This is a genomic window from Solemya velesiana gill symbiont, from assembly GCF_002020805.1.
Lineage (GTDB): Bacteria > Pseudomonadota > Gammaproteobacteria > Chromatiales > Chromatiaceae > Sedimenticola_A.
The window spans coordinates 1-12448 of record NZ_MPRJ01000076.1 but is presented as its reverse complement, the minus strand read 5'-3'; the positions used below and the strand labels follow the sequence as shown (position 1 = coordinate 12448).

At 55.5% G+C, this 12448-nt stretch carries 13 protein-coding genes; 7 read left to right on the top strand and 6 right to left on the bottom strand.

The window, feature by feature from the left end; all coding sequences use genetic code 11:
* The first annotated feature begins 106 nt into the window (after nt 1-106).
* The gene (locus BOW53_RS10450) at nt 107-1306 is read left to right on the top strand and encodes a nickel-dependent hydrogenase large subunit (protein ID WP_078487932.1); all 1200 of its coding nucleotides are present in this window, start codon (nt 107-109) and stop codon (nt 1304-1306) included.
* Here BOW53_RS10450 and BOW53_RS10445 read toward each other — a convergent pair.
* The 3 genes from BOW53_RS10445 to BOW53_RS10435 all read right to left on the bottom strand — a co-directional run bounded on the left by BOW53_RS10445 (nt 1285) and on the right by BOW53_RS10435 (nt 2847).
* Nucleotides 1285-1854, bottom strand: coding sequence for a macro domain-containing protein (locus BOW53_RS10445; RefSeq protein ID WP_078487931.1), 570 nt, complete (start codon nt 1852-1854; stop codon nt 1285-1287). The two genes, BOW53_RS10450 and BOW53_RS10445, sit on opposite strands and share 22 nt — an antisense overlap.
* 80 nt (nt 1855-1934) lie before the next feature.
* Complete coding sequence (locus tag BOW53_RS10440; RefSeq protein ID WP_078487930.1) at nt 1935-2282, bottom strand: hypothetical protein; 348 nt, start codon at nt 2280-2282, stop codon at nt 1935-1937.
* Between the two features lie 40 nt (nt 2283-2322).
* A complete protein-coding gene (locus BOW53_RS10435) occupies nt 2323-2847 on the bottom strand; it encodes a GIY-YIG nuclease family protein (protein ID WP_078487929.1) in 525 nt (174 codons plus the stop codon).
* Between the two features lie 160 nt (nt 2848-3007).
* Here BOW53_RS10435 and hypF point away from each other — a divergent pair, with 160 nt between their 5' ends.
* The gene (hypF, locus tag BOW53_RS10430; protein WP_078487928.1) at nt 3008-5374 is read left to right on the top strand and encodes a carbamoyltransferase HypF; all 2367 of its coding nucleotides are present in this window, start codon (nt 3008-3010) and stop codon (nt 5372-5374) included.
* Nucleotides 5375-5427: 53 nt separating this feature from the next.
* The gene (locus tag BOW53_RS10425; RefSeq protein ID WP_078487927.1) at nt 5428-6957 is read left to right on the top strand and encodes a fused MFS/spermidine synthase; all 1530 of its coding nucleotides are present in this window, start codon (nt 5428-5430) and stop codon (nt 6955-6957) included.
* A gap of 123 nt (nt 6958-7080) precedes the next feature.
* Here BOW53_RS10425 and BOW53_RS10420 read toward each other — a convergent pair whose 3' ends face one another.
* Nucleotides 7081-7464, bottom strand: coding sequence for a hypothetical protein (locus tag BOW53_RS10420; protein WP_078487926.1), 384 nt, complete (start codon nt 7462-7464; stop codon nt 7081-7083).
* Between the two features lie 198 nt (nt 7465-7662).
* Here BOW53_RS10420 and BOW53_RS13360 point away from each other — a divergent pair, with 198 nt between their 5' ends.
* The gene (locus BOW53_RS13360; RefSeq protein WP_245832110.1) at nt 7663-8073 is read left to right on the top strand and encodes a hypothetical protein; all 411 of its coding nucleotides are present in this window, start codon (nt 7663-7665) and stop codon (nt 8071-8073) included.
* Nucleotides 8004-8318, top strand: a complete 315-nt coding sequence (locus BOW53_RS10415; protein WP_245832109.1) for a GNAT family N-acetyltransferase — start codon at nt 8004-8006, stop codon at nt 8316-8318. The genes BOW53_RS13360 and BOW53_RS10415 overlap by 70 nt, the downstream gene beginning before the upstream one ends.
* A gap of 39 nt (nt 8319-8357) precedes the next feature.
* Here BOW53_RS10415 and BOW53_RS10410 read toward each other — a convergent pair whose 3' ends face one another.
* A complete protein-coding gene (locus tag BOW53_RS10410) occupies nt 8358-9731 on the bottom strand; it encodes an ATP-binding protein (RefSeq protein ID WP_078487923.1) in 1374 nt (457 codons plus the stop codon).
* A complete protein-coding gene (locus tag BOW53_RS10405; protein ID WP_078487922.1) occupies nt 9728-10459 on the bottom strand; it encodes a response regulator in 732 nt (243 codons plus the stop codon). The genes BOW53_RS10410 and BOW53_RS10405 overlap by 4 nt, the downstream gene beginning before the upstream one ends.
* 183 nt (nt 10460-10642) lie before the next feature.
* Here BOW53_RS10405 and BOW53_RS10400 point away from each other — a divergent pair, with 183 nt between their 5' ends.
* Both BOW53_RS10400 and BOW53_RS10395 read left to right on the top strand, forming a co-directional pair.
* A complete protein-coding gene (locus tag BOW53_RS10400; RefSeq protein ID WP_078487921.1) occupies nt 10643-11161 on the top strand; it encodes a Spy/CpxP family protein refolding chaperone in 519 nt (172 codons plus the stop codon).
* 472 nt (nt 11162-11633) lie between these two features.
* The gene (locus BOW53_RS10395) at nt 11634-12374 is read left to right on the top strand and encodes a polysaccharide deacetylase family protein (RefSeq protein ID WP_153041611.1); all 741 of its coding nucleotides are present in this window, start codon (nt 11634-11636) and stop codon (nt 12372-12374) included.
* The last annotated feature ends 74 nt before the right edge of the window (nt 12375-12448 follow it).

Sequence of the window (12448 nt, the reverse complement as noted above, 5' to 3'; positions counted from 1 at the left end):
CCCTGAAAAGGCCAATTCGGGGATAAAAGACAGGCTTATTTGACGGATATTTGAATTTGGGTGCCTGGTGAATGAAAACTCTAATTTTTCAGACCATCCTTAGGTAATGCAGTCCGGCAGCGACAGTGTGGAAGGGCAGATAACGATAACCCTGGATTGGGATGGTGAGCATGTCAACGATGTTGATATTACATCCAGCCGTCCATTGCAGATGCCTACAATATTTTCTGATAAAACAGTCGATTATCTCCTCGACACGCTTCCCCTCCTTTACAGCGTATGTGGAACAGCCCAGGCCTGTGCAGCGGTAAGCGCATGCGAACAGGCGTTGGGGATAGATGAAAATCCTGCGCGAAATGAGGGACGAAAGCTCCTGGTTCTGCTTGAAACCGCAAAAGAGCATGCCTGGCGTATTGGCTATGATTGGGCCAGGCTTTTGGGTGAACCGGAAACCCCGGAACCCGTTGCCCGGTTGATCGCTTTGACGGGGACGTTTCGCAATGAACTCTACCCGGACAGAAAACCGTTTATGCCGGGTAGCGATCCAGGCCTTACCCGGCAAGCACCTCTTGATGCAATCATTGGCGAGTTTGAGCAGATCCTTGAAGAGCATGTTTTTTCAATCTCCTTGGATGCGTGGCTGGCACTGGATTCGAGTGATGGATTAAGGGCTTGGGCGTCAGAGGGTGGGAGTGTGGCAGCACGCTTCGTTGCTAATTTGCTATCCGGTGAACTCGCGTCTATGGGTTACGCCGATAATCAGGCACTACCTGGCATGGATGCCGGAAAGCTGGATAGCCTGTTGGCTTCAAAGGATGCTGATGCGCTGATTTTTCAACCCACCTGGGATGGCATGACCTACGAGACCGGCCCTTTGAACAGGGTGCAGGGTTACCCATTGATTAGAGCCTTGGAGAATGAATACGGCAACGGTCTTTTGACCCGGGTTGTTGCGAGGCTGGTGGAATTAGCTTCAATACCAGCTGCTGTCGCATCGGGGGTAGCCTGTATCGTGTCGGGTAAATGCCCAGTCAAACAATGCAGTGGGATATTGGCAAAAGGGCGGGGAGTCGCCCAAGTGGAGGCGGCCAGGGGACGCCTGGTTCACCGGGTAGTGCTCGATGGTGAAAAAGTGATCAGTTACCAGATACTTGCGCCAACAGAGTGGAACTTCCATCCATGGGGCGTATTGGCCCAGGGGCTTGCGGGGCTGAGAGCGAACTCGGAAGGGGAATTGAGGTACAAGGCTGCACTATTGGTAAACGCCATCGACCCCTGCGTGGCCTACGAGTTGATCGTATCCTGAGTTATTTCGCCCAATCGCTCAACGGTTCGCCCCAGGTGTTCCGAGGGTACCTGTAACCAGATTTTTATTGCGGGCATTCCGGGACGTCTGCTGTCGGTCAGGACATCAAGAATCAACTCAAGACTCGCCTTCCATTGGATGCAACCGTGAACACTGCCAAGCAGTGGCAGCGCCAGTGTTGTGCAGTTCCGCTCTTCTGCGGTTCTTATCGCGCTATGAAGTGCTATACGGATCCACTCCTCTTTGCAGGTAGGCTCCGTGTCAAGATCATGAATGATGGTCAGCCAGCGATCACCCTGTATGAGTACACTGCCGGGTTCTGCCTGCTGGTCGAACAGCATGTTCGTCATCAGTTTCACCGGGTGCTCTTTCTCGGGGTGACCCGCCGGGTCGGCGCTGAGAACCCGCCAGGTATCTTCCTCGAATACGGTTGCGGTGACAGGAAAAGGGGGTTCTCTTCTCGGACTGGGAATAATCTGGAACGGACCCAGGGCGAACGCATGCATCTTGCCGCCCTGGATGATTCCGAATTTAGGCTTGTCTCTCATCTCTGTTATCCCACGTTATGTCAGGGTCTGTGAGCAGGCCCTATGAAGATAATAGACACATACGAGGTTATACAGGCGATTTATGATCGTTTACGCCTCCTGGAAGATATGGTTTTGGATCGTGAATCGAATCTCGCCAGGATCTCCGCCATTTCGTCAGCCTCGGCGGCAACCTGGGCCATGCGTTGGGCGTCACGCTCCTCTTTGGCCTTCTGCAGGGTTTCTTTGATGCGGCGTTCTTTCTCTGCTGACTTGGCTTTTCTTGTGGACAGCTTGTGTGTGATCCTGTTCCCAGGTGCCAGGTCCTGTGATGAAGGGGAGGTTTTTGCCTTGGATGTGGAGGTTTTTCTGGCAGTGCGTTTTTTCGGGGCTGTGCTCTTCTTCTGGCTGGCACGTCGGGTCTCGATGCGCAGGATCAGCTCACGCATATCGTCAGCCTCCTCGGTAGCGCGTACATGTCGTGTCTGCTCACGCTGCTTCTGCAGTGCTTCCTTGATACGCCGCTCTTTTTCGGTAGAGTCGGCACGACCGGCGGCCAGTTGTCAGGGCAGGTTGCTTTTGCCGGATGTTTTTTTTCTCATTGGGCCGTGTTTGGGTGGATATGTCCGCTTTTGATTTGAGTTCAGCTGCGGGTTCGTCAATTACGGGATCGTTATCTCTGATCTCCTCCAGCATTCGCCTGATATCTCCCAGGGAGGGTTCTTCTGCTGCGCGTTCCCTGTTCGATGGGCTTTTTGTGCGGATGGGCTGGGCTCCCAGCTGCTCCTGGGCCTCTTGGATCAACTCCCTTATGCCAGCAGGGCTTTCGGCAACGCCCCATTCTTCGATCTTGAAAGCGTCCTCGCCATGGGTCCTGATATCATCGAGCAGTTTTCCTTCTGCGCCGTCGGCGGCCATCTCAGCAAGCTGCTCCCAGCGTTCTTCCGGAACGCTGCGCGTGGAACCGACGTAAATATTTCCTGTGTTGCGGTTTGTAAGGGTGAATACGATCATGGGGTTTCTGCTTACAGGTCTTGGGTACTACTTGAAAGGCGGGGATTATAGCCATCGAAAAATCAAATGTAAGAATTGACAAACCGCTGCCAGTTGATCAAAGAGTGTTATCCTCACGGTTCCATATGTTTCGATTAGGAAATTTCACAGTCTGGCGCGGATGAACAAGAGAATAGAGGGCGTGGCTATCAGGGTGCGTGGCCTGGTTCAGGGTGTTGGTTTCAGGCCAACGGTCTGGCACATGGCCAACGAGTGCGGACTGGACGGGGAGGTCTGGAACGATGCCGAAGGCGTACTCATTCGCGCTTGGGGTGGCCCTGAACAGATAGAGCGATTTGTGGCCAGGCTGCGAAACGAATCACCTCCGCTCTCCCGAATCGAGGGGGTTGAGCTGCAACCCCTGGAAGAAGGTGAGCAGCCTGATGAATTTTCAATTGTCGAGAGCCGGCAGGGTGAGGTCCGCACGGGGATCGTTCCTGATGCGGCCACTTGCGATGCCTGCCTGAGTGAAGTCCTTGACCCAGCCAACAGGCGCTACCGCTATCCCTTCACCAACTGCACCCATTGCGGGCCGCGCCTCTCCATCGTTCGCTCCATCCCATACGACCGGGCAACCACCAGCATGTCTGTCTTCCCCCAGTGCCCGGCCTGCCAGGCCGAGTACGACGATCCGGCAGATCGCCGCTTCCACGCCCAACCCAATGCCTGTGGTGAGTGTGGCTCGGAAGTATGGCTAGAAGATGCAGCAGGGAGTGGGATCGAACCGGGTGAAGGTCAGGATGCCATTGCCAGGGCTGCCGAACTGATTCGCCAGGGCACCATCGTTGCAATCAAGGGCATTGGAGGTGTCCATCTCGCCTGCGATGCAACCAACAGCGATGCGGTTGATCGGCTGCGGCAGCGCAAGCGCCGTTACCACAAGGCGTTCGCCCTGATGGCCGGTTCTACCGATATGATCAACCGCTATGCGCGGCTTGATCCAGCAGAGGAAAAGCTGCTGCATTCCCCAGCCGCACCCATCGTGGTGCTGGAACAGCGGCAGGATGAGCAACTGGCTCCGGGCGTTGCGCCGGGCCAGAACACACAGGGATTCATGCTGCCCTATACGCCGCTGCATCATCTGCTGATGAAGGGTATGCAAAATCCTATCGTACTGACATCGGGCAACCGTTCAGACGAACCCCAGTGCACAGCCAATGAAGAGTCTCATCAACGACTGGGGAAGATTGCCGACTATTGGTTGCTCCACAACCGCGACATCGTCAACAGGTTGGACGATTCGGTGGTGCGCATGGCGGCGGGTGCGCCGCGCATGCTACGTCGGGCCAGGGGGTATGCGCCAGCACCAATCGAGTTGCCCGCCGGTTTTTCAAAGGCGCCGCCCATACTGGCCATGGGAGGTGAGCTGAAGAACACCTTCTGCCTGCTTCAGGAGGGGAGGGCAATCGTCTCCCAGCACATGGGGGACCTGGAGGATGCCGCGACTCACCATGACTATCGGCACAACCTGGCGCTTTATCAACAGCTGTTTCAGCATGCTCCGCGTATTCTCGCGGTTGATGAACACCCCAACTATCTCTCCACCCAACTCGGCAGGGAACGGGCCACAGAGGAGGGACTGATGCTGGAGGTGGTTCAGCATCACCACGCCCATATCGCAGCCTGCATGGCGGAGCAGGGCGTGGATGTCGGCAGCGGGCCAGTGCTTGGGATCGCACTGGACGGTCTTGGCTTCGGAGAGGACGGATCCATCTGGGGCGGAGAGTTTCTCAAGGCAGACTACCTGGGCTTCAAGCGGTTGGCCTGTTTTGAACCGGTCGCCATGATCGGGGGTGCAAAGGCGATGTACGAGCCCTGGCGCAACACCTTCGCCCATCTCGAAAACGCCTTGGGCTGGGAGCGGGTGGCTGAGGACTTCGGCCAGTTGGAACTGGTGCAGTTCCTTGGCCAACAACCGGTCTCCAACATGCAGACCATGATGCAGCGGGGCCTCAACACGCCCCTGGCATCTTCCGCCGGTCGTCTGTTCGACGCCATGGCCGCGGCCGTGGGTATCTGTCGTGAGCAGACGAGTCACGAGGGGCAGGCGGCCATTGAACTGGAGGCGTTGGCAGACAGGGCTACGCTGGAAGACGAGGCCAGTGCATACGACCACCGGTTAACCGATAGAGATGGCCTTCAGGTAATCCAATGGCAGCCCCTGTGGCAAGGGGTGCTGGAAGACCTGGCGGCAGAGGTGTCCACGGGTGTCATGGCAGCTAGCTTTCACGGCGGTGTGGCCAGGGCCGTGGCTGAGAAGGCGATCGCACTCTGCCGGCAACATCAGCTGGACAGTGTTGTGCTTTCCGGCGGTGTCTTTCAGAACAAGATACTGTTGGAGTTGGTGGAGAGCAGGTTGAGGGCGCAGGGCTTGAAGGTGCTGATTCCGGAACTGACCCCCGCCAACGATGGCGGTATCTCCCTTGGCCAGGCAGCCATAGCAGCTGCCCGGAGCATAGCGGAAAGTCACAATACCATTTCGGGGTAGGGCTCCTTTAACATCAGGGTTTAATGCCATGGCCTGTTAACCCTATGGAGTAAATGATGTCGACCAGGCCGCATATCTACGGCTACGCGCTGACCATATTCTTGAGCTCTGCCTTCCTGCTGGTGCTGGAGATGGTGGCGGGCCGTCTCATCGCGCCCTATGTGGGCGTATCGCTATACACATGGACTTCCATTATCGGTGTCGTCCTGGCGGGACTCTCCCTGGGCAACTGGATCGGCGGCGTCTGGGCTGACAGGGGAGGGAGCGACAGGAGCGCTGGAATGGTGCTGATCGCCAGCGGGCTGGCCAGCCTGGCGGTACTGTTGATTCTGACGTTGGTGGCACCTGCCCTGCAGGAGAGCCGACTGAGCCTGATCAGCATCAGTTTTCTGATGGTGTTGAGTCTCTTCTTTCTGCCGGCGGTTCTGCTGGGTATCATAACGCCTCTGCTTACCACCCTGGCTCTCAAGCTGGATGAACGGACAGGACATATCGTTGGCCTGATGCATGCGCTGGCCGCTCTTGGCAGCATCCTTGGCACCTTTGTCACCGGTTACTGGCTGGTGCAGTACATGGGGACAAGGAACATCATCATCTCCACGGCCATCGGCCTGTTCCTGTTGGCCATACCTCTGCTCAAGGGAACACGCCCCATCGCCACTGTTTCCTCGCTCCTGCTGGCGGCACTGCTCAGTGGCGGTATCTGGCTGCAGAACGGTTTCACCAATCCCTGCGATCGCGAGAGCAGCTACTTCTGTATCCGGGTAGTGGACAGCACGCCTGAGGTACCTTTTGGTGAAGCCCGTTCGATGATTCTCGACCACCTGGTTCATGGTACCAATCACAAACAGGAGCCTGGCCTTCTGCTGGCGCCCTATGTCCAGTTGATGGATGAACTGGTGCTCGATCACTGGCAGGGGCAAACGCCGCCAGGGATAAGCTTCTTCTTCGCCGGGGGTGGCGCCTATACCCAGCCGAGGGCGGTACAGTCGCTTTACGAGGATGCCGAGATCACGGTTGCCGAACTGGACCCCAACGTGACGGAGGTGGCCAGGGAACAGCTCTACCTGGACGACCGGGGAATGCAGGTCCATCACGCCGATGCCCGGGTGGTGCTGCAACAACAACTCAAGGACAAACGCTTTGATGTCATCGTGACCGACGTTTTTCACGACATCGCGGTGCCCTACCACCTAGTTACCCGGGAGTATGCACAGCAGGTCAAGGCACATCTCAGTCAGGATGGTCTCTACACTTTGAACCTGGTGGATATCTTTCCCGATCCCAAGCTGGTCAAGAGCATGATGAAGACCCTGGGCTCGGTGTTCGATCATGTCCATGTCTGGATTGATCGCCTGCCGGAGGAGTCCACCCGTATGACCTACGTGATCTCGGCCAGCGATGCCAGGGAACCGCCGGAGGTGATCGAATCACGCCGGGGTTTTCAGCGGGCATGGGTCAGGATGACCGAGGCGGTACTGACGACTGGAACGCCAATGGCGGAACTGCCTGAATTCACTGACGATTACGTGCCGGTGGATCGCCTGGTTGCCAGCCTCTTTTTCAGCGACGTCGGAAAGTAAGCGGGCTTTTCTCTTACAGTAGGAGCGAATTATAGTGCCCTTCGGGTATTATTCGCGATTGACAGGTATTCAAATTCAGATCGCGAACAAGTTCGCTCCTACTGGTGATTTGATGGTTAGTGTTTAACTCTCGAAGCAGTGCTTCTGCGCTTTGAGATAGCGTAGCTCTTCGATCCGGTTCTCCGCTGGAATGATGCGCCCCTTCTCCTGGTAGTCGAGATAGCCGATATAACCCAGTGCGGCGTAAGTGGGCCAGAAGATGGTGGTACCCACAAATATGCTTGCACCTGTGTAGGGGTCTTCATAGAAACCGGGTTGGTAGCTGTAGGTCTGGTGCTGCAGGGTGCTCAGCTCCTGGTCTAGCTCGACACAGCTCTTGGCACGGTCCGTCTCGCTGGGGGACGGTGCATAGGGCTGACGATAGAGGTCGAATGCCTGGATGCCGGGGGCAATGCTGAGCAGAAACGGTAGGGCGGAAATTGTTAGAAGCTTTTTGTTCAGGCGCATGTCGTCCCCTCGCAGTTAGAGGTGTTTGAATATATATCGGCCCTTTACTTCTGATTCTTTACCCTTTCTTGCAGGTCGAGCCTATAGAGCCCTTTATGACCATGATTTTTGTCATAAAAACAGTCTATAAAATGGGTGGAATTTATTTACTTATATACTAATATTTCATCAAGTCCTAGATGTACGGGATGTAGCAGTATGGACGTATCAATTGATGACCTTGAGTTCGAGTTCTCCCTGAGACCCGATTCCGATCCCACCCTGAGTCACTATGTCATCGGATTCAGGGGAAAGGCCCTTCTCTGGGACGACCGGGAGGGGAAGGAGAAGATCGTCGCCGAGCTTAGGGGTTATCGACTCGACCTGGCTACCGCCACCATGGATGGGATAGAGCAAAATGTACTGCTCGACTCCGTCTGTCCCGAAATCTCCGATTTTTCCGAGACCGTATTCGAAGAGTCCGGAGCCAGTATCTCCATCGCCTGTCTGACGGCACCATACGCACCCAGGAGTATGACGGGCTGGTCTGGATCAACGAAATGGTGGTGGAACCCGAATACCGCGGTCACAATATCGGCACCGCACTGCTGGCCCGCATCGGCCAGATGACCGATCTTGAGAACTGCATCATCGGTCTCAAGGCCTCTCCGTTGGATGACGGGGTCGGCAAGCAGAAGACCAAAGAGCAGATCCGCAAGATCAAGCGCTTCTATGAGCACCTGGGCTTCGCAACCGCCGGCGACCACTTCATGGTGAAAGAGGCGAGTCATTGCGAGGTGATGCAGAAACGCCTGGAGTGGTGTAGGAAGCACCAGACCGGTTATGTTGTCGAGGTGGGCGTGCCTGTTCACTGATCTGGTTTGTTTTCGCGGCGAGGCGCCGCTCCCACGGAACTAGCGGGGGAGGGTGACTACCGCTTCCAAACCGCCATTCTCTCCTCGTTGCAGCGTCACGTCACCACCGTGGGCGCGGGCGATGTTGCGTGCGATACCGAGTCCGAGTCCTGATCCCCCGGTCTCTTTACTGCGGGACTCTTCAGCACGGTAGAAGGGCTTGAAGAGGTTCTCCAGCTCCTGCTCGTCAATGCCTGGTCCATGGTCCTCGATGACGATGCTTACCTGTTCCGGGCTGTCCTGGATGTGAATGATCGCTTCATCCCCGTAGCGCACGGCGTTCTCGATCAGGTTGGCAAAGCAGCGCTTGAGTATCAGTGGGCGCCCCCTGTAGGGCTCGACCTGCGACTCTTCGATGGTCACTTTCCAGCCCAGCTCTGACATGTCGTCCTGCAGTGCCTCGAGCAGCGCAACCAGGTCGAGATCCACGGGCTCCTCGCTGCTCTCCGTTCCCCGCATGTAGTGCAGGGTGGCGAGCACCATCTGCTCCATCTCCGACAGGTCACGCTCGAACTGCTTTTTCACTTCCGGGTCATCCAGCATCTCGGTGCGCAACCGCAGCCGGGTAATGGGGGTCTTGAGGTCGTGGGAGACTGCCGCCAGCATGCGGCTGCGGTCTTTTATGTAGCGCTGCAGCCGCTGCTGCATGTTGTTGAAGGCGCGGCTTGCCTGCTGCACCTCCTTTGTTCCACTCTCCGGCAGTGGGGGACGGTCGATATTTCGTCCTAACTCGTCGGCAGCTTCGGCCAGGGTGTTAAGTGGGCGTGTCAGCTGGCGTACCGCGATGAGGGAGGTGACCACAATGGCGACCAGCACGGCGATAAGTGTGAACAGCATGCGTGCGGGCCAGCTCTCGATATCTTCTGGCAGCGGTCGCAGGATGCTGAGCCACTTGTCGTCGGAGAGCTGAACCTGGACCTGAAATCTCGTGGGACCCATGTGTCGAGGCATCATCTGGAAACGGGGTGGCGGCCTGTGTTCAGGGCCTCTCCGGTCACGCCATCGTCCCAGGGGGATGGTTTCGATGGAGACCAGTATCCGGGGATGATCCTCGAGATGTCTTTTCAGCCGCGACTCCAGGCGTTCAGAGCGCTTGGCCTCGGGCTTCATGGGCTGCGGCTCATCATTGAGGCTGATGCGAAGCGTGGGCGAGTTTATGACAGCGAGGATCTGGTCGCGGTTTTCGGGTGGCATGCCCTCCACCAGGTTGACCAACGAGGCAGTGCGATGCATCAGGTTGAAACCGAAGCTGTCACGCAGTACCTGGTATCTGTCGCGGATGAACAGGGTCGCGCTGATCACCTGGATCAGGATCAGGCCGATCACCAGGATTAGCATGAGGCGGCCGAACAGGGAGCGGGGGAGCAACCTCATTCCGAAGGCTCCTGCTTGCTCACCCTGGCCGACAGTACGTAGCCTTCACCCCTAACGGTTTTGATAATGGTGGGTTCTTTTGGGCCGTCATCCAGGCGCTTGCGCAGTCGGCTGACCAGTACGTCGATACTGCGGTCGAAGGGATCTGCCTCCCGGCCCTGGGTCAGGTCCAGCAACTGGTCGCGGGTCAGTATCCGGTTTGGGTGGTCCAGAAAAACCTTCAACAGGCGGTACTCGGCGCCGCTCAGTGCCGAGACTACGCCGGCTTTTTCAAGATGGCGTCCTACCGTGTCCAGTTTCCAGCCGGCGAAGAAGAGGGATGAACCAGTCTCTTCCTCCTCCTCGCGGGGAGCGACACTGTTGAAGCGTCGCAATACCACCTTGATGCGGGCCAGCAGTTCCCTGGGATTGAAGGGCTTGGGGAGGTAGTCGTCCGCACCCATCTCCAGGCCCAGGATGCGGTCCATCTCGTCCCCCCGGGCGGTGAGCATGATCACCGGGACCTGGGACTTCACCCGCAGGGTCCTGCAGAGTTCCAGTCCGTCGGTGCCGGGCAGCATCAGGTCCAGCACAATCAGGTCGACACGGGACGCTTCCAGGGCGCTCCACATTCCCTTGCCGTCGCCAACGGTGGAAACACGGTAGCCGTTCTGCTCCAGGTAGGCCTGTAGCAGTTCCCGTATCTCGCGGTCGTCATCCACCACCAGCAGGTGTTGCTGTCTCTCCATGACCCTATTTATACCGTAACCTGCGGGCGTGCTCCCGGATTTTTTGTAAGTTAATGTAACAGGGCTGTTACAGATACATTGAGTTACAAATCGCCCCTTTTCTGAAATCCCGTGCTTACATTCCAGTGGTCTCATAGATCCTGCAGGGGGATGTTTCCCAAGTGATCAACAAAGGAGATCAAGATGAAACGCTCAAGCAAAATCATTATCGCCACCGTTGCCGTGGTCGGCATTACCGCAGGTTCCCTCTCCATGGTGCCCGCAGGTGGGCGCTGGGGTGGTAACTGCCAGTACCAGGATGGCGCCCAGTACGGCCAGGGGTTCCGTGGTCCCGGCCAGAAAGGCCAGTTCAACCGCACTGGTATGGGCGGTCCCACCATCGAACGGCACCAGGAGCGGATCGACTACCTGAAATTCAAGCTGAAGATCACAGAAGACCAGGAACTTGCCTGGAAGGCATACGAAACCGCCATGCTGGATAAATTCGGTCAGGGTGTGCAGTGTCATGCACAGCGCGGTAGCAAGGCACAGCTTCCACTGAACGAACGGGTCGAGTTCATGCGCGAACGAGCCACTCAGATGAATGCCATGGCCGACGCCATCGACAAGCTCTATGGCAGTTTGACCCCTGAACAGCAGAAGATCGCCGATGAACTGGCCTCCATGGGTTGCGGCGGGCCGATGCAGGGAAAGCGCTTCTAAGGTCAATTGAATAGAAGTGACTCGTCTTAGTCCACCCTAACCCTCTCCCTCTCCCTCGCAGGGAGAGGGTGTTGAGGGTGGTGAAGTCCTGTATCAAGATGTTTTCGAAAGGTGGATCATATTGTGAGTGGCAGGATTTTAACTGGATGAAGCGTACCGTACGGTGGACATATCATAATTCTTTTCTCATATAATCCTGCCTGCGACTGGAATATTTTCCAATAAATTACATACATGCGTTCAGTCGAGCGTAACAAAATAGATAGCCGCTTTTCAGATTTTTCATTCCAATAATTTTCAATTTTAAAAGCCGACTCTTGTTCCGGAATATTTTTCCTATACATTGACCATGGCAACCATTGTTGTTAGGCCTTGGATCGACCGGATTCGGGTATTAAACTATCGATGATATACAGGGACGCAGGTCACTGATTCCAAACTGATTATATAATTGCCTACAGTAAGTCAATAAATGGAATCGAATAAAAGATCTGAATCTGCGGGAATAAAAAACCGAATATGTCCGGTGTTGTTTATGGTTCATGTCGAACCTAACGACAGGAAAGTGAGTTATCAAGCTCCACGATGGAGCGGTTATGAAATACTTCATGAGTATTTATTCAAAATGCGCCCTTTGCTTGAGAGCGCTACTCGACGACCAGTTCGATTCAGTTGGATGTTTAGACTCGACCCGCAAATAGAGTTGGTCTATGGGCGTGCAGACTGGGTAGTACATCAATATAGAAGCCTACTTGAAGAGGCCGATTCCGCGGGTGATGAGCTGGGTATTCATGTACACAGTTGGCGACCATATCGGCATTTGTGGAAAAAGAAATGGTTGGCAGAATTCTCTGACAAAAATTGGGTGAGCCATTGTGTGGATATGGCGCATCAAGCTTTTGTTGATTCCTATGGAAAACAACCGAAAAGTTTTTCATTTGGTGAGCATTACATGAGTGATGCTGTATTGATGCAGTTAGAGTCATTGGGTTATCGCTGCGATATTAGTATGCATCCTGGACTTGAAGCAGCGCAAAGCCATGTTCATCACGACAAGTCAAAAGGATGGTTGCCATATTACAGAGCAACGCCACGCTATCCATTTAAGCCGTCAAAGAAAAATTTTTGCTATCCGCTTGACGGTGATGAACGGAATATTTGGGAAATGCCGGTCAGTGTTGGGATTGCCAAGGACGCTCTAGGGCAACTCTGATTAATTTCGAAAATCGTATACCATCGACCTATTGATCTCCACTCCCAGGAAAACGATGAGACAGCAAAGCCTAG